Below are 20,758 nucleotides of genomic sequence, written 5' to 3'. Positions count from 1 at the left end.
GCGGCCAGCCGCCTGCGCGATGTGCATCGACAGCTCAGCCACGTTGCTGCGCCGCCCAGATCGCCAGCGTTTCGCGGCCGATCTTGGCATTGTGGCGGATGTCCACCGGGAACCCCGAATGGCGCAGGAAACGTGTGATGCCTGCGGTGTGCGGATGCGCCGCGCCCAGCGCGCGCAAGGCGGTTTCCACTTGCGCAAACGCCGATGCCGCAACGCCTGGCTGTAGTTCCACGCACAGCACCGGCTGCTGCTGTCCGGGCGCGCCGACGCCGACCAGGGCAGTGCGCCGCACCTGCGGGTGCACGTTGAAGACCGGTTCCACCTGCTCGGTGTAGAGCGGGCCGCTGGCCGTTTCCACGCGGTGGGTCTTGCGCCCGCAGAACCACAAGCGCCCTTCGGCATCGAAATACCCCACATCGCCCATGCGATGCACGATGCGTTCGCTGCCATCCGCGTTGCGCTCACGGATCTTGGCAATCCGCGTGGCCGCGTCGCGGTTGAAGTAGGTGTCGGTGGTGGTGGGACCGGCGACGGTGATCTCGCCGACCTCGCCCACCGCCAGCACGCGCGCGCCGCTCCATTCGGGAATGGCTGCATCGTCGATGGCGATGATGCGTACCTCGTTGGGCGCGACGACCTGGCCGACACAGGTGCCGGCGCCGGCCTCGGTGGCCGCGCGGGTGGCATCCAGCGTGCGCCCTTCTATCGCCGCCACCGGCAGGCATTCGGTGGCGCCATACGGCGTCCAGAATTGCGCATCTGCCGGCAACAGCGTGCGGATCTTGGCCACCACATCCGGCGGCACCGGCGCACCGGCCGAGGTGGCCAGGCGCACGTTGGGAAGCGGCTGCCCGTAATCGGCCAGCACGCGCATCAACGCCGGCGAGCCGAACAACTGCGTCACGCCGAAGCGGTCGATCGCATCGTGCAATTTGCGCGGATCGGCGGTGGCCGGGCGGGTCGGATCCATGTCCGGAATCACCGAGGTCAGCCCCAGTGCCGGATCGAACAACGCAAATGGCGGGAACGTCGGCAGATCCACGCCGCCGGGCTGCATGCCGAAGGCATTGCGCAGCAACTCGATCTGGCCGACGAAATGCCGGTGTCGGTACACCACCCCCTTGGGTACGCCGGTCGAGCCGCTGGTGAACAGGATGGCGGCCACATCGCCCGGCCCGGTGTTGGCCAGCTGGCTGCCGGCGCCGGCGCCATCGCGTTCCACGCGCGCCAATGTCACCCCGCCCCAGCCGTAACGGCCGCCGACGCTGACGATCTGCTTTGCAGAACGCGCCCAACGCAACAGGCGACGCGCCAGCTGCGCAAGCGGAATGCCGATAAACGCCTGCGGCTGCGCTTCGTCCAGGCACTGCTTGAGCGCGCGCTTGTCGATGCCCGGATCCACCAGCACCGGCACCGCGCCGGCCTTGAACAAGGCAAACATCAGCAGGAAGAACTCCGGCGACGGCCGCACCATCACCACCGCGCGCGCACCGCGTCCGATACCGTGCAGCGCCAGCCCGGCGGCGATCGCATCGCTGCGCGCATCCAGCTCGGCATAGCTCAAGGTCACATCGTAGGCGGCAACCCCATTGGCGCCGCGGCGGCCCGGGCAACGGATGGCGATCTGGTCGGGGCGCTCGCGCGCGAGCTCCGGCAGGGTGGCGGCGATATTGCAAAGAGTGGTCATTGCCGCATTATCACCCATCCGCCGACGGTACCGGCCGCTTGCATCCGGCTCAACGTCGCAGATGCACGCGACGCTCGGCGACGGCACAACGATGGTTTTCCCTGCAAGGCAACCAGGCCTTGGCAGCGCAAGTGTGCAGTAATCACTGCCACCTCCGCGCCTGCGTCTTTTATTTTTAGGCGCATTGCAACGTGGTCGAGTGCCTGCGAAAAGCGCGCGTCAGCGATTCCCCCGGTCGCTGGTGATCGTTCTACACGCGAACACTCTGGCAATGCCGACGCGGCAGGCGGTCGTCAGCACCCGACAGGCAACCTGCTCGCCCCCAGCGCGCGCCGCTCCTCCGGCGCGCACGCGCATGAATCACTAACCTGCCGCCGCGATGCGCCACTTGTATCGCGCCGTGGTTCGGTCAGAATGCCGCGCTCTCCACGTTGTTTTGCCGCGCAAGGCCCGGCATTCCATGGCACATCCCTGCCTTACCTGCGGCGCCTGCTGCGCCTACTTCCGCGTCAGTTTCCACTGGAGCGAAGCCGACCCCGCATTGGGCGGCAGGGTGCCGATCGAGCTGACCGATGCGCTGCGCACGCACGAGCGGGTCATGCGCGGCACGTCGCAATCGCAGCCGCGCTGCATCGCGCTGGACGCAGACATCGGCCGCTACAGCCGCTGCAGCATCCATGATCGCCGACCCTCCTCCTGTGCCGCCGTACCGGCCTCGCTGGAGTTTGGCCAGCGCAGCGCGCAATGCGACAAATCCCGGTTGGCGCACGGCCTGCATGCACTGACCGAAGCCGACTGGCTGGGCGTGGACGATGCCCAGCGCAATCCGCTGCCGCCGCTGTAGCGACTATCGCTGCGGGTGCATGCACGTCTGTTTACGGCGCGCGGCACCGCACGCGACGCGGCCGATGCCCGGCATCGGCCTGGCCACTGACCTACTCCAGCCCCGGCGCGTGCCCGCACCTACCTGCCGGGCGCCCGCGGCATCCTGATGACCGGGTCAGAGCGGATTGCGCTCCAGGAACGCACGGATCGCCGGCACCAGCACTTCGTGCTTGTCTTCCAGCACGTAGTGATTGGCATCGTCGAACGCGGTGACTTCGGCGTTCGGCAATGCCTTGCGAAAGCCGGCCAGGAAGTGCTTGTCGAAGCAGATGTCGCGCAATCCCCAGGCGATAAACGCCGGCCGGTCGGCGAACGCGGGCAATGCCTGCGCCGAGCGCTCCAGCAGCGACCAGGCCTGGTCGGCCGGCGACAGCGGAATATCCTGCATGAAGCGAATGGTGGAGATGCGGTTGCGCCAATTGTTGTAGGGCGCCACATACGCACGGCGTACATCGGCCGGCATCCGCCGCGACACGCCGAACCAGGACGCACCGGAGGAAAACGCATTGAACGTGCGGATGAACCACTCGCCCGGGCCCCAATGCCGGCCCATCGCGATCTGCCACGGCATCGGCTTTTCCGGCGGCAACGGGAACGCAGCGGTATTGGTGATCACCAGCCGCTTGACCTGCGCATGATGCGACAACGCCCAGCCGAACCCGATCATGCCGCCCCAGTCGTGTACCGCCAGCGTGACCGGGCCGGTGATGCCCAGATGCCGCAACAGCGTGTCCAGGTCGTCCACGCGCGACTGCAGCGTGTAGTCGTAACGTGGCTGCGCGTCGGGCGCATCGTCCGGCTTGTCGGACAGCCCCATGCCGATATGGTCCGGCACGATGCAGCGGTAACGGTCCGACAGGCCGCTCACCAGATTCCGCCACAGGTAGCTCCACGACGGATTGCCGTGCAGCATCACGACCACCTCGCCATCGCGCGGACCTTCGTCCAGATACGACATCGCAATACCGGGACGCACCTCAAGGCGCTGGGAAGTGAAGGGATAGCCGGGGTAGTTCATGGATCTCTCTATTTGCTAAAGCTTGGACTGGGTGCGTCTGGCACGTCGCCAGCTACATCGCCACGACAGTATCGAACATACGCCAGGTGTCTCTGCGTCGTCGGGAACGGCCGTGCACAAACGAATCGCTCACAGCGGCTGCGCTCCTTCGCTGAGGATGTCGAGATAGGCGTGATAGGCAAAAATACGATGCCGCTGCTGGCCGGTGAGTTCGTTGACGATTTCCAGCTCCTGCAGGGTGCGTACTGCGGCACGGATGGTGGGCGCACTCAACGACAGGGCGGGCGCCACTTGCGGCACCGCCAATACCACGCGCCGCGCAAACTGCTCAAACACCAGGCCGACGTTACCTGCTCGCTGGCCCAAAGCGGCAATGCGGGCCCGATCACGTGCCAACAGTGCCAGCAGGCGCTGCGCGGTGTCGACGGCTTGTTGCGCGGTCTCTGCCATACCATCCAGAAAGAAACCCAGCCATCCTTCCCAGTCACCGTTGAGTCGCACCGCATTGAGGCGGTCGTAGTAATCGGCACGACGGCGCTTGAAATACAGGCTCAGGTTCGACATCGTCGACAGGCACGCCCGCTGCCGCATCCATCTCGAACAGCAATAGGTCCGAGAGCGATGACTGGGTCCCTTCGATCTGGGACGACAGCAAGGCTTCCTTGCGGATGTACTGATAAAGAAACAGTTCCGGGTCCGGCAGCATCAGCGTGATGCCGTCCAGTCGCCCTGATGCCTGGTCGGCGCGCTCTTTTCGGGCCACCAGTTCGGCCTGTGCGAAATCCGGTGCCGGCACTGGCGGCAACGGATCAGGAACGAACGCCTGGTAACGGCTCCCTGCGAGAGCGCCAGCAACGTCGTGTCCGGTGATGCGCTGAGCCATCGTCTTTCCTTACAGACCGCATGCATTCCTGCAAGGAAACTTAGATACCACTTCTTTACCTAAGCAGTAATATTGCCCGGCGTACAAGAGCAGCGACCGGGCACTATCACACGCATCACCAGACCACTTCGGCCATCGAGCAGTTCAGCCCCGAGCCGATGCCCATCAACGCGATGCGGTCGCCCTTCTTCAGGCGGCCGAGTTCCTTGAGCTTGCTCAGCACAATCGGTACCGAAGCCGGGCCGATGTTGCCGTGTTCGCCGAAGATGGTCATGACCTTGGCCGGATCGATGCCGAACGACTTCACGAATGAAGCGGTATGCGGGCGGCTGACCTGGTGGATGACGAACTGGTCCAGCTCGTCCACTGCCCAGCCCATCGCCTGCTTGGCGGCCAGGAAGGTCTTCTGTGCCAGCTTGATGCCTTCGATCAGCAACAGGCGGGTGTCGGTGACCATGCGGTCCAGGTTGCCGCGACACAGCTTGTTCCACTCGGTGGCCGACCGGGTCACGCCACCCTTGTAGCGCGGCGCGTCGGGCACCAGCTCGGTGCGCGCCATCACCATGGCCGCGGCGCCGCAACCCAGGGTCAACGCAGCGAGTTCATTGCGGAACTCTTCTTCGGTGACGTCGGGCGAGGTCATGCGCTCGAGGGTCTTCTCGTACACCAGGTTGGCGGTTTCACCGTCGACGACCAGCGCGTAGTCGATCTCGCCGCGCTCGAGCATGCGGGCGGCGATGTCCATGCCGTTGATGAAGGCGAGGCAGGCGTTGGCCACGTCGAAGGTGACGCAGTGATCGCCGACCCCGAGGTTGCCGGACACGATGGAGGCCGTGGACGGCTCCAGGTAGTCGCGGCTCACCGAGGTGTTGACCAGCAGGCCGATCTTCTCGATGCCGATGCCGGCGTCGAGCAGTGCCTTGCGTGCAGCCTGGGTGGCGGCGTCCGAGGCCTGGACATCCTGGTCCCACAAGCGCCGTGCATGGATACCCGCAACGTCGCCCAACACGTCGGTCCGAATCCCGAGGCGGTCGTAGGTCGGTTGCAGGCGCTCGTTGATTTCCTTGGAAGTCAGCGTGTGCGGCGCATCAATATGCGCCAGTCCCGCGATGGAGACATTCTGGAAGAGCATCGAAGTAGCGCCATGGCGTCAGGCGAGGGGGCGCTAGTCTAGCCGCTGGCTCGTTTTACCGCATCTTTACAATTGCAGCGGCCGCGCCCCAGCCCAACGGTTCAGCGCGGCGGGCAGCGGAAGGCATTGAAACGCTGGCTGCCATCGGCCGGCTGACCCTGCGCCTGGACCGTGTTGGCATTGGCGCCCGGCGCCTCGTTGCGTGCCAGCGTTTCCAGCTCTTCCTGCACCCGCAACGGGTTGCGGTTGTAGAAGCCAACCTTGCTCTTGACCGATACCACCACCTCGCCCTGCTGCTGACAGCCAGCTGGCACAGGGCCTGCGGGCAGCACCTGCACGTTTTTGCCGCTTTGTTCGATGGGCACCCAGGTGCAGGCCGCGGTGGTGGCGGCAACCAGAACAGACAGCATCAGCACGCGCATAAGTCGTAGACCCCTGAGGACGAAGCCGGATTGTGCCGCAGTTGCCGGCCGGCGATCGGGTTGCGCCGCATGGCCGCACGCCACTCGTTCAGCGCACTGAACATCGCCCCGATCGTCGTGTTTTCTCGATTCCAGCGGTGTCCGCCGCCCGCACACACGTCCGGGTGTCCGGACGCGGACACGGCCTCCGCGCGCAAATCCCTTGCAAAACAATGATCTGCCATTGGCACGTTGCTTGCTCCATGTCATGGGCAAGCAACGAAGCCAGTTGTCTCGACGACTGAAAATGACTGCAAGCTGAATAAATAAAATCGCGCCACGAAAGTCGTTGCGCTTACCGAAACGGTGTACTACCTTACTACCACACCACTGACCACCCACACCAAGAGACCTCGCCATGAAGACCCAGACCCTGCGCATCGCCCTCTCCGCCGCCCTGCTTGCCGGCACCACCCTGGCCGGTTTCGCCCAGGCCGGCAGCCTGACCACGCTGGACACCGTGCAGGTGCGCCCATCGGCCGACCAGCTTGCCCAGCAGACGCTGGAACGCACCAGCGCCATCCGCACCCTGGCCGCCGTGCAGGTGCGTCCGTCCGCCGATCAGCTGGCCGCCTTGGCCGCCGAACAGGCCGGCCCGCGCGTCGTCACCCTCGCTGCGGTGCAGGTGCGTCCGTCGGCCGACCAGCGCGCCGAACTGGTGACCCGCAGCACCGCTGCCACCGCGCAGAGCACCTCCGGCCAGGCTGCCGCTGCCATCGGCGCGCTGATGGGCCAGGTCATCGTCAACCTGCCGGTGCCGCAGCTGCAGCCGGCGCCGGTCGAACTGGAAGCGCTGGTCAACGCCGCCATCAGCCTTTGAGCATGCGCGCAGCTACACTGCGCGCATGTCAGCCCCCGTCCTCGATGTCATCCTGTTCCAACCGGAAATTCCGCCCAATACGGGCAATGTGATTCGCCTGTGCGCCAACACCGGCGCGCGCCTGCACCTGATCGAGCCGCTCGGCTTCGACCTCAGCGACAAGCAGCTCAAACGCGCCGGCCTGGACTATCACGAATACGCCACCCTGCAGGTGCATGCCGACCTGCCCACCGCCCTGGCAGCGATCGCGCCCAAGCGCGTGTTTGCACTGAGTACGCGCAGCACCGTGCGTTACGACGCACCGCAGTTTGCCGATGGGGATGCCTTCCTGTTCGGCCCGGAAACCCGCGGCCTGCCCGCCGACGTACTGGAGTCGATCCCGCCGCAGCACCGGCTGCGCCTGCCGATGCGCCCGGACAACCGCAGCCTCAATCTGTCCAACACCGTTGCGGTGATGGTGTTCGAAGCCTGGCGCCAGTGGGACTTCAGCGGCGGCAGATAGCCGCGGCGATGCGGACGGCTGCCTGGCGGGGAATCCGTCCGCCCGCTGCCGACGCGCTGCATGCCGCACACGGCGGTCCAGCGTCCGGCGCATGCTTCACGCGCATGACCGCCCCGGGCGTTGCGGTTTGCTTGCCGCTGCGGTGCCCGTGCCAACGCCTCACTGCATCACCCGGCATCGGTTGCTGCCTGCAGCATGCCACGGCAGCCTGCCCACAACGCCACCGCCAGCACGGCGATGCCGCCCAGCGCCAGAAACGCGATGCGATAGCCGAAGGCATGCGCCAGCCAGCCACCCAAGGCAGGGCTCAGTGCTGCGCCCACGCCCTGCACCGTCATCACCGCGCCCTGGCCGACATTGACGCGCCCGGTGCCCTGCAGCAATCGCGCCACCAGCGCAGGCACCACCACGGCCTGCAGGCCGGCGCCGAGTCCGTCGAGGATCTGCACCGGAAACACGCCCCAGCCCTGGATCAGCGACGCAGCCACCAGCGCACGCAGTGGCAAGGCCATGAAGGCCACCAGCAGCACCCACCAATGCCCGTGCACGCGGATCCAGCGCATCGCCAACAATGCCACCACCACCATCGTGGCTTGCGCGACCACGATGGTGGTGGCCGTCAGCGCGTTCGCATCGCCTGCATGCGCAGCCACGATGGCCATGCCGTAGAGCGGCAACATCGCCGCATTGCCCAGGTGGAACAACCCCAGGGTGATGGCCAGCAAGGCCAGCGGTCGGCAGGTCAACAACACCCGCCAGCCGCTGAGGCTGTCCGCGCCATCGGCCTGGCCCAGGCCGCGCGCGGCGCGGTGGTCGATGGCTGCAGACGGAATCAGCAGCACCGCCGCGATCGCCAGCACGCCGAAGGCCGCAGTGAGCACGAACACCGCCGCAAATCCGAAACGCCACCCCAGCCAGCCGGCCAGCACTGCGGCCAGCATGTTGCCGGCGTGGTTGGCGACCTGATTGCGCGCCAGTTGATGATCGAACCCGCGCGCGTGCACCAGGCCCAGGGTGATGCCGGTGAGCGCAGGGCCAATACCGGCTGCCGCCAACGCCGAGACGATCTGCGCGGTCACCACGCCGGAGGACGTCGGGTGCAGCCAGATCAGCGCCGTGGCCAGCAGGATGGCCAAGCAGCCAACCACCACCACGGCGCGCTTGCGCCGGGTGGTGTCGACCAGTGCGCCGGCCGGGGTGGTGGCAAGCATGCCGGCGATGCCGCCCGCACTCATCACCGTGCCGATCGCTGCCACCGACCAGCCCCTGGATTGCAGGAACACGCTGAGAAACGGCCCCAGCCCGTCCTGCACGTCGGCCACGCTGAAATGCAGCGCCTCCAGTGCGCGGCTGCCACGGGGACGCGGTGTGCTCATGCGCATCGGCGCTCTCCACGAAACGATGAAAGGCGACTGCGCGCGCTGGGCTGCATGGGCAACCCGATGCCGATCGCATCGCGCCAACGCGGCAGTCGCATTGCGTACTGCTAGTGCTTCGGCTTCGGCTTATGCGCACCCGGGCCATGCGGATGCTCGATCTGCTTCAGCAACGCGGCCTTGGTGCCCAGCGCATGCGCGTGGATCAGCACGCCGTGCGGGGTTGTCCTGGTATCGCCTTCGGCCACCAGCGTCTTGCCGACCACCAGTTGTTTGGCGAAGTCCGCACCGGCGTGCGGCGGAAACCGCACCGTGACCTCGTCGTCCAGCAACACGCCATGCACCTGCCCATGCGGGCCATGCAGCAAGCGCGCGATGGTGCCGCTGTGCTGGCTGAGCTGCGGCTTGGGCGGCTTGCCGGCGGGCGGTTTGGGCTTGGGCTTGGCGTGCGGCCCGTGCGGGCCGTCATCGACGATGCGCTTGCCGCCTTCCGGATCGATCGCCAGAGCCACCAGCATGTCCACATCGCGCGGCTTGAGGCCACGCACGGTCAAGGTGCTGCCGGGCTTGAGCGCCTTGAGCAAGGCGGCGGACAGATGCGGCGGCGTGTGCACTTCGGTGCCGTCGGTCAGCAGCAGACCGTCGATATCGGCCTTGGGGTTGAGCAGAAAGCGCGCCAGCGTGCCGCGGGTTTCGGGGAGGAAATCAGGATCGACCCAATGCATGAAAGAACTCCAGAGAAGGAAGGACCGGCCACTGCCGGCAAGCCGCGCCCGCCGCCACGCATGACACGTGGCGGAAGGTGCATAAAGGAAAGCGCAACGGAGGTACGCGCCACCGCGTGGACGGCGACGCCGTGAATCAACGCGGCGCCGGAGCTGGCGCCGGCGGTGCGGCCGGCGGGACAGGCGGCGCCGGTGGTGCGGGCGGCACCGGGCCGTCCGGGCGCGGTGGGCTGAACAACGCGCGCTGCGAGGCGCGATCGCGGCCCAGTTGCGTGGCTTCGATGGCGCGGCCGTTGGCGGTGGCCACCCCGAACCCGCTCACGCTCAACGGCGCGCCAGCCCGCAGCAGATCGCCGAACTGCAGCGCCAGGTGCGGCGGCATCCGCACCAGCGTGCCATCGCTGAGCAATGCACCATTGGTCTCGCCACCCGGGCCGTAGACCAGCCGCTCGATGCGGCCTTCCGCCTGCAACGGCGTCAAGGCAGCAGGTGCCGGGGGCGCTGGCGGCATGGCGGCGGTTGGCGGGCGATCGACCACCTCACGCCCTCCACGATTGGAACGGATGCTGCTGGCGCGTAGCACCGGCAGGCTGCCCAGGCGATAGCCCTGCACGCTCACCGTATCGCCACGGCGCACCGCTTCCTGCAACTGCCCGGACAGATGCGGCGCAAACGCCACCTGGGTGCCATCGCGCAACCACAGGCCATCGACCTCGCCGTTGGGATTGAGCATGAAACGCTCGACCGTGCCGGTGATGCGTACCGGCGTGGCGGCCAGCGGGGCAGGCGGTGCGGGCGGCAGCGGCGGTGCCGGCGGTGGCGTGCCGACCGGCGCACGCGGTGCCACCGGTGCCGCAGGCGGCGTGGGAGCCTGCGCGGCGGCGGTCGCCACGCTGCAGGCCAGCGCGAAAGCAAGTGCGGTCTGACGAATCATGCGATGTCTCCAACGCGGCAGGGATGCCGCTCGCCCTGGAGATAAAGCAGCAATCGTGCCAACGTCGAATCCGTTGTTTTACAAGGGGTTTGCAGGTGCACGCTTACGGACAGGCGTCTGCGTTTCATACACCGCTGTCCGCTTTACAGACACTTTGTAGCCAGGGGTGTGCGTCGACTCTGCAGGGCAAGAACGTGTTGGACACGCTCAACGGCGGCACGCGTGTGCGGATGTCAGGGCTGGATTCACACGTGTGGTGCTGCACTTTCGGCTGCACCGTTTGACTGTTTGCTGGTGGAATGCCCTTGGCCAATGCTGCGAGTGGCAGCGGCGGCAAGCAACCTGCAGCAGTGCGCGCGACAACAAGTGCGCGTGCTGCTGTGCGCTTCCTGCGTGGTGACCAACGCGTCATCCTGCACACATGGCGTTGGGCCTGATCGCTGCGACTACTGCAAGCCGTACTCATCGAGCTTGCGGTACAGCAGCTGGCGATGGATGCCGAGCCGGCGCGCGGCTTCGGCGCGGTTGCCGCTGCTGTGCGCCAGTGCGTCCTGGATCATCTGCTTCTCCAGCCGCGCCACTGCCTCGGGCAGGGTGCCTTGCAGCGGCGCGGCCGTCGGGGGTTGCTCGGCACTGTGATCGAGCGCGTCGTCCAGATCCGCGCCAACGATGCTGTGGCCGCGCACCAGCAGCTGGCTGCGTTGCATGACATTGCGCAGCTCGCGCACGTTGCCGGGCCATGGGTAGGCCAGCAGCCGCGCTTGCGCATCCGCCGACAACGCACGCGCCGCACCGTCGCCGGTACGCAGGAAGTACTGCGCGAGCAGCACGATGTCCTGTCCGCGCTCGCGCAGCGGCGGCAGTTCGATCGGCACCACATTCAGGCGATAACGCAGATCGCTGCGGAACTGCCCTGCGGCCACCCACGCGGCCAGATCGCGGTGCGTGGCCGCCAGCACGCGCACATCCACCTTCTGCGCGCCGCGCCCGCCCAGCGGCGTCACCTCGCCTTCCTGCAGGAAGCGCAACAACTTGGCCTGCATCGGCAGCGGCATGTCGCCGATCTCGTCCAGAAACAAGGTGCCGCCATCGGCTTCGCGAATCAGGCCGATGCGGTCGCTGGTCGCCCCGGAAAAGGCGCCCTTGCGATGGCCGAACAATTCGCTTTCCATCAACTCCAACGGAATCGCCGCGCAATTGACCGCAACGAATGCCGACGCCGCGCGTGCGCTGGCGCGATGCAGGGCGCGCGCGACCAGTTCCTTGCCGGTACCAGTTTCGCCGGTGATCAACACCGGCAGATCGGAAGCCGCCGCCAGCCCGATGCGTTTATGCACGTTGCGCATCGCCGGGCTGTGGCCGACCAGGCCATCGTCGTCGGAAGGTTCGCTCGCTGCGGTATCTGCGTTGGCATCGGCGCGACTTGCCAATGCACGCTCCACCACCTCGACGATATCGGCACGCCCCACCGGCTTGACCAGATGATCGAATGCACCCAGCGTCATCGCCTCGATGGTGTTGCCGCTGGACGCGTACGCGGTGAGCATCACCAGCGGCACCTGGCGCGCGCGCGGATCGTCCGCACGCGCACGCAGCACCTGGATCCCGTCCATCCCGGGCATGCGGAAGTCCACGAACGCCAGCGCGATGCCGCCCTCGCTCAGGCGCATCAATCCATCGGCGCCGTTATCGACCGCGATCACCGTATGGCCGAGCGAGCGCAGCGTTGCCTGCAAGGTGGCCAGAAACGCCGCGTCGTCGTCGATGATCAGGATGCGCGCCATGGCAGCTCCAGGATGAAATGGGTCATGCCGTCGGCGTGTGCGTAACGCACCTGCCCTCCATGTGCGCGGGCGATCTCGCGCACCAGCGCAAGCCCCAGGCCATTGCCGTCGCTGCGGCCGCTGACGAACGGCTCGAACAGCTGCGCCGCGATGGTCTCGGCGATGGCCGCGCCACGATTGCTCACCTGTAGCTGCAGCAACCCATCGCCGGCGCTGGCCTCCAGTGTCACCGTGCTGCCGGCATCGGCGTGCTGCAGCGCGTTGCGCAGCAGATTGTGCACGGCGCGCCCGAGCTGCTGTGGGTCGAACTTCCACTGCAGCGGCGTGTCCGGGGCACGCAACCGGGGCGCAGGCGCGCCTGGTGGGCGCAAGGCCGGATCGAGCAAGGTCGCCAGCCACTCCTGCACCACCACCGTTTCCAGCTGCAGGCGGATCGGCTGCACCATGCCGAGCAGGCTTTCGACCACCCCGTCCAGGCGACGGATCTGCCCCAGCATCAGCTCGCCGTGTGCGGCATCGTCCGGCGTGCCCTGGCGCATGGCGATGTCGTTCTCCACCGCCAGGCGCATCGTGGCGATGGGGTTGCGAATCTCGTGTGCCACCGTGGCCGTCAGGCGCCCGAGCGCGGCCAGCCGCTCGTGCCGTGCCAGCTCCTCGGCCAGCCGCCGTGTCTGCGCCAGGGCCTGCGCATTGCGCTGTGCGTAATCGCTCACCGCAGCGCCCAGCCGGTCCAGTTCGGGGGCACCGGTGACCGGAATCTGCGGAAGTTCGGTATCGGCAGCCAGCGCCTGCTGGATGCGCTGCAGGCGCTGGCTCCAGCGCCGCACCACCACGCCCAGCGCGATCGCCGACACCGCCACCATGGCGAAGATCAGCAACATGCCGATCACCAATGGCCGCCAGGCATCGGAGGTGCTCGCCGGCACCCGCGACATGGTCCATGCCGCGGTGCCGGCGGCCAACGGGCAGGCGCTGATCAACACCACTTCACGGCTGCCGTCGCGACGGAACTCCACGGCCTTGTTGCCCACCGCACTCTGCCGTGCAGTGCTGACGATCGTGGTCCACTCGGCAGCCGGGATGTCGGTCTTGTGATCGCTGCCGTCATAGGTGGGATAGGCGTAGGCAACGAATCCCTTGTCGAGATTCCACACCCCACCCTCCACACCGGGCGCATCGGCCAGCACCAGTTGCACCACCACTGCAGCCAGCCCGGCGCCGTTGTCGCCGCTGCGCGCCGCCTCGCTCGCGCCGGCGTAGCGCTGCACGATGCGCGTGCACTGCGCGGTCAACTGCTGGCGCGCCTCGTCCAGGCGCACGCCTTCGGTCTGTCGGTACAGGCCATACAGCATCGTGGCCACGCCCACGCAGGCAGCCAGGATCACCACCCAGATCAGCAGCAACTGGCGCAACAACGAACGTGGCATGCGAGGGTCCGGTAAAGACGTGCGGTTCTAGAGCGCTGCCACTGTGTCAGCGCATGTTGGTCTTGACCAGATCGATCACTTCATCGCCGCGCCCGCTCATCACTGCCTTGAGCAGATACAGGCCCATGCCCTTGGCCTGTTCCAGCTTGATGGCCGGCGGCACTGCCAGTTCCTGCGTGGCGATGCGCACATCCACCAGCGCCGGGCCGGAATGCGCGAAGGCCTGCCGCAATGCGCGCTCCAGTTGCGCGGACTCATCGACGCGGATACCCAGGATGCCCATTGCATTGCTCATGGCAGCGAAGTCCGGATTACGCAGCTCAGTGCCGGTATCCAGATAGCCGGCAGCCTTCATCTCCATCGCCACGAAGCCGAGCGAGGCATTGTTGAACACCACGATCTTCACCGGCAGGCGCAGCTGCGCCAGCGAGATGAAATCGCCCATCAGCATCGCAAAGCCGCCATCACCGGACAGCGCAATCACCTGACGGCCCGGATATGCCGACTGTGCACCCAGCGCCTGCGGCATCGCATTGGCCATCGAACCGTGGTTGAACGAACCCAGCAAGCGGCGTTGTCCGTTCATGCGCAGGTAGCGTGCGGCCCACACCGTCGGCGTGCCGACATCGCAGGTGAACACCGCATCCTGGTCGGCGATCTGGCTGATCATGCGCGCCACGAATTGCGGATGCAGCGGCTCGCCCGGATCGGCCGGCACCGCCAGATCGTCCAGCCCTTCGCGCGCCTTGCGATAGTGCGCCAGCGACTTGTCCAGGAAGTCGCGTTTTTCGCGCCGCTGCAGCTGCGGCAGCAAGGCGGCGATGGTTTCGCCCACGTCCGCGGCAATGCCCAGCTGCAATGGCGTGCGCCGTCCCAGCGCGCCCGGGTCGCGATCCACCTGCACGATGGTCGCGTCCTTCGGGTAGAACTGCCGATACGGGAAGTCCGTGCCCAGCATGATCAAGGTGTCGCAGTTGAGCATCGCGTGGTAGCCGGAGCTGAACCCGATCAGGCCGGTCATGCCGACGTCGAACGGGTTTTCCCACTCCACGTGTTCCTTGCCGCGCAAGGCATGCACGATCGGCGCGCCCAGGGTGTCGGCCAATGCCACCACCGCATCGTGCGCACCCGCGCAACCGCTGCCGCACAGCAGCGTGACTGCTTCGCTGCGCTGCAGCAGTTCGGCCAGCTGCTGCACATCTTCGGCGGCCGGCAGCACGCGCGGCTGGCGCAGTGGCGGCCAGGCCGTGGGGAGGTGCTTGTCCACTTCCAGCAGCGCGATATCGCCGGGGATCACCACCACTGCCACACCTTGCTGCAGGATGGCCGCACGCATCGCGCGGTGCAGCACTTCCGGGAGCTGCGCCGGGTTGGTCACCAACTCCACGAAATGACTGCACTCGCGGAACAGTTCCTGCGGATGCGTCTCTTGAAAATAGTTCAGCCCGATCTCGGACGAGGGAATATGCGCGGCGATCGCCAGCACCGGCTGGCGGCTGCGATGGCAATCGAACAGCCCGTTGATCAGGTGCAGGTTGCCCGGCCCGCAGCTCCCCGCACAGACCGCCAGCTTGCCGGTCACCGCCGCCTCGGCGCCGGCGGCAAACGCGGCCACCTCTTCATGGCGCACATGCATCCACTCGATCGTCTGCATCTCGCGCAGGGCATCGGTCAGGCCGTTGAGGCTGTCGCCGGTCAACCCCCAGATCCGCTCCACCCCCGCGCTCTGCAGCGTCTCGGCCAGAAACCGCGCCAACGTCTTTTTCTTCGCCACGATGCAGCTCCACGCTTGTTCGACAAGCCTGGCATGCTCCCAGCCACGGCGTCAGCACAATGTGCTTGCAGGCCGCAAACGCGGCAAACATCACTGAAAAACAGCTGCTTCTAGACATGCGCGTCACATCGACGCGAGGTAACCACCAATGCATCACGCTTTGTACGTGCGCTGCGCGCATTGCGTTTTGATGACAAGGAAGCGCAGCTGAACCGGGCGCGATGATTTACGCACCAGTCAGTTCAAAATTCAGGCCGCGTTCCATCGAATAACGGAGAATTTACATCTCGGCAGCGAACGGCATCCGCCTCAGCGCCGGCCCAAACCATAAGTACAGGTATCGATCATGAAGAATTCACTGCTGGCCCTCGGCCTTCTCGCAGCCCTGCCGTTTGCGGCCTCCGCTGCTGAAAACCTCTCCTACAACTTCGTCGAAGGCGACTATGTGCGCACCCCGACCGAAGGCCGCGATGCGGATGGTTGGGGCGTGAAGGCGTCCTACGCCGTCGCTCCGAACTTCCACGTGTTCGGCGATTACAGCAAGCAGAACGCTGACGACAACGACAACGTGTTCGAAAGCTCCAACTCCGACTTCCAGCAGTGGGGCGTCGGCGTGGGTTACAACCAGGAGATCGCCACCAGCACCGACTTCATTGCCCGCGTTGCCTACCGCAAGCTGGACCTGGACACCCCGAACATCAGCTTCGACGGTTACAGCGTTGAAGCCGGCCTGCGTAATGCCTTCGGCGAGCACTTCGAAGTCTACGCCCTGGCTGGCTACGAAGACTTCTCCAAGAAGCGCGGCATCGACATCGGCGACAACTTCTACGGCCGCCTCGGCGCCCAGGTCAAGTTGAACCAGAACTGGGGCATCAACGGCGACATCCGTATGGATGGCGACGGCAACAAGGAATGGTCGGTCGGCCCGCGCTTCAGCTGGTAAGCCGCACGTTTGACTGCAACGCGACTCTCTCTCCCGCGTTGCATTGGAAGCCCGGTCCCCCGACCGGGCTTCTTTCTTTTGCGCGATCGGTTGGCGATACGATGCGCATCGCTGCACGGCGGTGGTGGGTAATGCGGGTCCTGCAGGCGCATGGAACCTCGCGCTCAGGCTGTTCGTCTTCCCGCCGGTCGTTGCGATCCGCATCAACAAAAAGCCCGGCATTGCCGGGCTTTTTGTTGATGTCCATGCAATGCGCGCCAACGCGCCATGCCGCAATCAGGTGAACAAGGTCTGCGGATATTCGGGCTTGCGCTCGCGTGCCAGCAATTCCTTCAAGCCTGCTTCCGGGGTGATCTCGCCATGCAGCACCGCACGCACGGCGTTGGAGATCGGCAGCTCGATGCCGTGATGCTCGGCCTGGCGCATGACTTCGTCGGCGGTCTGCACCGATTCCACCACCTGGCCGATCTCGCGGATGGCATCGCTCAGGCTCTGTCCGCGCCCCAGTGCCAATCCCAGCCGTCGGTTGCGCGACAGATCGCCGGTGCAGGTCAGCACCAGGTCGCCCAGGCCAGCCAGACCCATCAAGGTTTCCGGACGCGCACCGATCGCCGCCGCCAGCCGCAGCATCTCGTTCAAGCCGCGCGTGATCAGGCCGGCACGTGCGTTGAGGCCCAGCTGCATGCCATCGGCCACACCGGTGGCCACGGCCAGCACGTTCTTCATCGCGCCACCAAGCTCGGCACCCACCATGTCATCGCCGGTGTAGGCGCGGAAGGTGGGGCCATGCATGGCATCGGCCACGACCTGCGCAAACGCCGCATCGTCGCCGTGCACGGTGATGGCGGTCGGCAGGCCGAGCGTGACTTCCTTGGCGAAGGACGGCCCGGTCACCACGGCCAGCGGAACGCTGGGGCCGAGGATGTCGCGCGCCACTTCGTGCAGGAACCGCCCGGAGCCGGGCTCAAAGCCCTTGGTCGCCCACGCCACGCCGGCACCGGCCGGACGCAACGGTGCGATCAACCGGATCGTCTCGGTGAACGCATGCGAAGGCACCACGACCAGGATCCAGCCAGCATCGGCAATGGCCAGCTGCAGGTCGGTGGTCGCGCGCAGGCTGTCGGGCAAGGCAATGCCCGGCAGATAGCGTACGTTTTCATGACGGCGGTCGATGGCATCCACCATCGCCGCATCGCGTCCCCAGAGCACGGTCGGGTGACCGTGTCTGGCGAGCAGCGCGGCCAGGGCCGTGCCCCAGGAGCCGGCGCCGAGAACGGCGATCTTCTGTGTCGAATCGCTCATCGGCGCACGCAAGGCTCAGGCGTTGCCAGCCGGCTCGGAATCGGCCAGCGAGGTGCCTTCGCCCTGCGAACGCTGGCGCAGGGTTTCTGCATACAGCGCTTCGAAGTTGATCGGCTGCAGGTAGAACGGCGGGAAGCCGCCGGCCTGGATCAGATCGCTGACCAGCGTGCGCACGTACGGGAACAGGATGTTCGGGCACTGGGTACCGAGCAGCACGTCGATTGCCTGCGGCTCCAGGCCGACCAGGCCGAACACGCCGGCCTGCTGCACTTCGGCCACATAGGCGGTCTTGCCACCGGCGGTGCAGGTCAGGGTCACGGCCAGCACGACTTCGAAGGCGTTGTCGTTGAGGCGCTGCACCTTCTGGTTGAGGTTCAGCTGCAGCTCGGGCTGGTTGGCGTCATTGAAGACAGCCGGCGCGTTCGGCGATTCGAAGGAAACGTCCTTGACGTAAATCTTCTCGATGGTGAAAGCGGGGCCAGCAGCGGCGTCGGCCGGCGCAACCGCGCCGTTGATGATTTCGTCGGACATTCCTAACTCCAGAAACGGTTCGGTGGATGCAGCGTTGAATGATGCAGACGTGAAAGTGCAAGTCTCTCACGCCAGCAATGGGGACTTGCCCGGCGCCTCACAAGATGCGGTCAGGCGCGGCCCTTGACCAGCGGCAGCTCGGCGATCTGCCAGGCGGCCACGCCGCCCTCGAGCCAGTAGACCTGCTCGAAACCGGCTTTCTTCAGCGTCTTGGCCGCGCCTGCGGAGGCATTGCCGTTGCGGCACACCACCACCACCGGCGATGCCTTGGCGTTGGCGAGCAGCTTGCCGGCCGGGTCGAACTTGGCCAGCGCCACGTTGCGGCTGCCGGCGATATGGCCTTTTTCGAAGTCGGCGGTGGGCGACAGGTCGATCACCAGCGCGTTCTCGCTGTTGATCAGGCGGGTCAGCTCGGCCGGCTTGAGTGCGCGGTACCCACGGAACAGGCGCGCGACCTCGGTGACGATCAGGGCAATGGTCAGGCCCACCAGGGCCAGCGACAACATGGGGTTGCGGCCGACAAAGGCCTGCAGCTCTTCGAAATTCACGGGGTCAGGGTCAGTCAAGCGGGCGGGAATTGTCGCACAGCTGGCGCGCGCGCCGGCCAGCGCCCTCGGCACGGGCTATTGGCCCTGCCACAGATCGGGCAGGCCGCTGGCCAGCCACCAGCGTTTGTGCTCGGCGTCCCAGCGCCACAGCTCGATGCTGCGCACCAGCCGTTCGGCCTGGGTATTGCGGTTGATCACCCGCAGCTCGACCTCGCGGCGCAGGTCGCCGTTGACGTCTTCGCCCACCCGCAGCTCGCGGTAGCCGGAGATCTGCACCTGTTCGTAGCGCGAGCGTTCCAGGTCGCTGAGCGGATGCGCCTGGGCATAGGTCGGTTCGACAAAGCCCTGCGCGGCATCGAAATCGCTCCAGCGCACGGCGGCCGTGTAGGCGGCCTGGGTGGTTTCCAGCGCGCGTGCCTGGGCACGGCTGCCGGCAGACACCACCCCGCTGACCATCGTCAGCCCGAGCAACAGCATTGCCCCGATCACTGCACGCATGCGCATTCCCCCAAGTCCAGCGCGCATCCTACCGTTTTGGAAACGCCACGAAGCGCCCGCTCAAGGTGGCCGCCGCCGCGCCGGAACCCAGCGCGATCTGCGCACGCATGCCGATGCGCGCCTTGCCGCGCTGCCGGAAGGTCGCCAGGAACGCCTCCCAGCTGCCGAGTTCGGACGGCTCGGCATTGGCCACCAGGTCTTCGTAGACCGGGGCGACGTAGCGCAGCTGGCTGTCGGCCACGTAGACATCGGCACTGTGCCCGGCCAGTTGCAGCTGCAGCGTCAGCCAGCCCCAGCTGGCCAGCGTCATCAACGACGCCAGGCTGCCGCCGAACGCATTGGCCTTGTCGTTGACGTTGGCCTGCAGCGGCGCACGCAAGCGCAACGCGCCGTCATGCAGGCCGTCCACGGCAATGCCCATCGACAGGACCGGCGGCATGGCGATGAACTGTTGCTGCAGCGACTGCAGGGCGGATGCGAGCGTGCACGAAGGAGTCATCGGCAAAGGCTGGAAGACGGCGAAGGCCGGCATCATGCCGCAATGTTCCGCGAGCGTCTTGTGCACTGGAATGACATGCGGTACCGCATGGTAAAACACGTTCAGCGCCGTCTCGTTGCACGCCTTCGCTAGCGCGCCGCTCAGGGCGCGAACACGACCTTGCGGTAGCCCTGCGCCACCCGCAGCAACGCGGTGGCCCTGGCCTTCCACTGCGCACTGCGCTGCTTCTGCGCCTGCGTCAACGGCGCATCGATGGTGCTGGTGAACACGATCTGCTCCGGAGCGGCGTGGAAGAACTTGTCCTGGATGCACGCGGCCGGCGACAGCTGATAGGTAGACAGTTGCTGTGCGACCGGCGATTCGTTCCAGCCGAACAGGAAGATGTCGGCCATGGTGTGCCAGCGCACATCGGCCGCCAGCAGCAGGCGCGCCGCCTCGCGGCTGAGGAGCAACGCCCCGGCGCAGACCGGCCAGCAGTGTTGATGGGGCGAGGGACGCACCAGGCGCAGCTGCCGCCCACCGACTTCGGCGACCTTGGCGTCGAGCTTGATGCGGTTGTAGGACGGCTCCAGCCGCACGATGCTGTTGCCGCCCGGCAGCCACGCGCTGCTGCGCAGCAGCACCGGCAGCGCGTCGGACAGATGCATGTCGTCTTCGAAGATCCCGGTGTAGGCGTCGTCGGAGTCGGCTGCGATGCGCCACGCGGCCTGATGGCTCAGGAAGCAGCCGATGTTGGAGGCGGTCCACTTGCGCGGGCCGGTGCTGAAGGCATCCCCGGAGCCTTCCAGCGGCCGCGCGCGTGCGAAGTCGGCAATCTGCGCAGGCGTCAGGGTGGCGCCATCGACCGCGGCAATCCGCTCGAACGGCAGGCCCAGCGCCTGGAACCGCGTCGCCATCGCCTGCAGGCGGTCACCGCTGCGCTGCATGTTGATGAGGTAGGACTTGATCACGGCGCCACTCCAGCTCGATTGTCGTGGCGGAGCGTGGGCGGAAGCGATCAGTGGCACAGACACGGGGACGAGGTTCTGG

The 20,758-nt window shown here is 66.5% G+C and carries 21 protein-coding genes and 1 pseudogene; 4 read left to right on the top strand and 18 right to left on the bottom strand.

Translation table 11 applies throughout. The features are described 5' to 3' along the window. Nucleotides 1-34 precede the first annotated feature (34 nt). The gene (gene oleC / locus EO139_RS19930; RefSeq protein ID WP_126972145.1) at nucleotides 35-1,687 is read right to left on the bottom strand and encodes an olefin beta-lactone synthetase; all 1,653 of its coding nucleotides are present in this window, start codon (nucleotides 1,685-1,687) and stop codon (nucleotides 35-37) included. A gap of 460 nt (nucleotides 1,688-2,147) precedes the next feature. Here oleC and EO139_RS19925 point away from each other — a divergent pair, with 460 nt between their 5' ends. Next, complete coding sequence (locus EO139_RS19925) at nucleotides 2,148-2,531, top strand: YkgJ family cysteine cluster protein (protein ID WP_104585398.1); 384 nt, start codon at nucleotides 2,148-2,150, stop codon at nucleotides 2,529-2,531. Nucleotides 2,532-2,687: 156 nt separating this feature from the next. Here EO139_RS19925 and EO139_RS19920 read toward each other — a convergent pair whose 3' ends face one another. The 4 genes and pseudogenes from EO139_RS19920 to EO139_RS19905 all read right to left on the bottom strand — a co-directional run bounded on the left by EO139_RS19920 (nucleotide 2,688) and on the right by EO139_RS19905 (nucleotide 6,027). Beyond that, nucleotides 2,688-3,590 carry an alpha/beta fold hydrolase gene (locus EO139_RS19920; RefSeq protein WP_126972143.1) on the bottom strand — a complete coding sequence of 301 codons (903 nt, stop codon included), beginning with the start codon at nucleotides 3,588-3,590 and terminating at the stop codon, nucleotides 2,688-2,690. 129 nt (nucleotides 3,591-3,719) lie between these two features. Then, nucleotides 3,720-4,473, bottom strand: a pseudogene (locus EO139_RS21840) (Fic/DOC family N-terminal domain-containing protein). Between the two features lie 115 nt (nucleotides 4,474-4,588). After that, complete coding sequence (locus tag EO139_RS19910; RefSeq protein WP_016903994.1) at nucleotides 4,589-5,605, bottom strand: 3-oxoacyl-ACP synthase III; 1,017 nt, start codon at nucleotides 5,603-5,605, stop codon at nucleotides 4,589-4,591. Between the two features lie 101 nt (nucleotides 5,606-5,706). Next, nucleotides 5,707-6,027 carry a DUF4156 domain-containing protein gene (locus EO139_RS19905; protein WP_104649618.1) on the bottom strand — a complete coding sequence of 107 codons (321 nt, stop codon included), beginning with the start codon at nucleotides 6,025-6,027 and terminating at the stop codon, nucleotides 5,707-5,709. A 397-nt stretch (nucleotides 6,028-6,424) separates the two neighbouring features. On the opposite strand from EO139_RS19905, the gene EO139_RS19900 reads away from it, so the two are divergent. Together EO139_RS19900 and EO139_RS19895 are read left to right on the top strand one after the other, a co-directional pair. Further along, nucleotides 6,425-6,886 carry a hypothetical protein gene (locus EO139_RS19900; protein WP_119129287.1) on the top strand — a complete coding sequence of 154 codons (462 nt, stop codon included), beginning with the start codon at nucleotides 6,425-6,427 and terminating at the stop codon, nucleotides 6,884-6,886. Between the two features lie 25 nt (nucleotides 6,887-6,911). Further along, the gene (locus tag EO139_RS19895; RefSeq protein WP_104585404.1) at nucleotides 6,912-7,388 is read left to right on the top strand and encodes a tRNA (cytidine(34)-2'-O)-methyltransferase; all 477 of its coding nucleotides are present in this window, start codon (nucleotides 6,912-6,914) and stop codon (nucleotides 7,386-7,388) included. A gap of 167 nt (nucleotides 7,389-7,555) precedes the next feature. Here EO139_RS19895 and EO139_RS19890 read toward each other — a convergent pair whose 3' ends face one another. The 6 genes from EO139_RS19890 to poxB form a co-directional block, all read right to left on the bottom strand. Then, nucleotides 7,556-8,770 (bottom strand): MFS transporter, encoded by a 1,215-nt coding sequence (locus EO139_RS19890; protein WP_126972141.1) that lies wholly within the window; start codon nucleotides 8,768-8,770, stop codon nucleotides 7,556-7,558. A gap of 104 nt (nucleotides 8,771-8,874) precedes the next feature. Next, a complete protein-coding gene (locus EO139_RS19885; protein ID WP_126972139.1) occupies nucleotides 8,875-9,489 on the bottom strand; it encodes a hypothetical protein in 615 nt (204 codons plus the stop codon). A 136-nt stretch (nucleotides 9,490-9,625) separates the two neighbouring features. Then, nucleotides 9,626-10,423, bottom strand: coding sequence for a hypothetical protein (locus EO139_RS19880; RefSeq protein ID WP_104585410.1), 798 nt, complete (start codon nucleotides 10,421-10,423; stop codon nucleotides 9,626-9,628). Nucleotides 10,424-10,869: 446 nt separating this feature from the next. Then, nucleotides 10,870-12,207, bottom strand: coding sequence for a sigma-54 dependent transcriptional regulator (locus EO139_RS19875; RefSeq protein WP_126972137.1), 1,338 nt, complete (start codon nucleotides 12,205-12,207; stop codon nucleotides 10,870-10,872). Beyond that, a complete protein-coding gene (locus EO139_RS19870; RefSeq protein ID WP_126972135.1) occupies nucleotides 12,192-13,634 on the bottom strand; it encodes an ATP-binding protein in 1,443 nt (480 codons plus the stop codon). The genes EO139_RS19875 and EO139_RS19870 overlap by 16 nt, the downstream gene beginning before the upstream one ends. 46 nt (nucleotides 13,635-13,680) lie before the next feature. After that, entirely contained in the window at nucleotides 13,681-15,390 is a 1,710-nt protein-coding gene (poxB, locus tag EO139_RS19865) for a ubiquinone-dependent pyruvate dehydrogenase (protein ID WP_184649790.1), read from the bottom strand. Between the two features lie 364 nt (nucleotides 15,391-15,754). On the opposite strand from poxB, the gene EO139_RS19860 reads away from it, so the two are divergent. After that, entirely contained in the window at nucleotides 15,755-16,351 is a 597-nt protein-coding gene (locus EO139_RS19860; RefSeq protein WP_104585418.1) for a diffusible signal factor-reguated Ax21 faimly virulence factor, read from the top strand. Here EO139_RS19860 and EO139_RS19855 read toward each other — a convergent pair. From EO139_RS19855 to EO139_RS19825, 7 genes are all read right to left on the bottom strand, one after another. After that, nucleotides 16,341-16,598, bottom strand: a complete 258-nt coding sequence (locus tag EO139_RS19855) for a hypothetical protein (RefSeq protein ID WP_126941652.1) — start codon at nucleotides 16,596-16,598, stop codon at nucleotides 16,341-16,343. The two genes, EO139_RS19860 and EO139_RS19855, sit on opposite strands and share 11 nt — an antisense overlap. A 29-nt stretch (nucleotides 16,599-16,627) precedes the next feature. Continuing rightward, entirely contained in the window at nucleotides 16,628-17,653 is a 1,026-nt protein-coding gene (locus EO139_RS19850; protein ID WP_104585456.1) for an NAD(P)H-dependent glycerol-3-phosphate dehydrogenase, read from the bottom strand. Between the two features lie 15 nt (nucleotides 17,654-17,668). Then, entirely contained in the window at nucleotides 17,669-18,184 is a 516-nt protein-coding gene (secB, locus tag EO139_RS19845) for a protein-export chaperone SecB (protein ID WP_006451124.1), read from the bottom strand. A 110-nt stretch (nucleotides 18,185-18,294) separates the two neighbouring features. Further along, nucleotides 18,295-18,732, bottom strand: a complete 438-nt coding sequence (locus EO139_RS19840) for a rhodanese-like domain-containing protein (protein ID WP_104585420.1) — start codon at nucleotides 18,730-18,732, stop codon at nucleotides 18,295-18,297. Nucleotides 18,733-18,807: 75 nt separating this feature from the next. Next, a complete protein-coding gene (locus tag EO139_RS19835) occupies nucleotides 18,808-19,230 on the bottom strand; it encodes a hypothetical protein (protein ID WP_119130615.1) in 423 nt (140 codons plus the stop codon). A 28-nt stretch (nucleotides 19,231-19,258) separates the two neighbouring features. After that, nucleotides 19,259-19,729 (bottom strand): YiiD C-terminal domain-containing protein, encoded by a 471-nt coding sequence (locus tag EO139_RS19830; protein WP_026064546.1) that lies wholly within the window; start codon nucleotides 19,727-19,729, stop codon nucleotides 19,259-19,261. Nucleotides 19,730-19,869: 140 nt separating this feature from the next. Then, nucleotides 19,870-20,679, bottom strand: coding sequence for a glycosyltransferase family 25 protein (locus EO139_RS19825; RefSeq protein WP_126972133.1), 810 nt, complete (start codon nucleotides 20,677-20,679; stop codon nucleotides 19,870-19,872). Between the last annotated feature and the right edge of the window lie 79 nt (nucleotides 20,680-20,758).

This window comes from Xanthomonas sp. BRIP62411 (assembly GCF_003993525.1).
GTDB classification, from domain to species: domain Bacteria; phylum Pseudomonadota; class Gammaproteobacteria; order Xanthomonadales; family Xanthomonadaceae; genus Xanthomonas; species Xanthomonas euroxanthea.
Note: the sequence above shows the minus strand (reverse complement) of the source record. Positions and strands in the feature narration are given on the sequence as shown.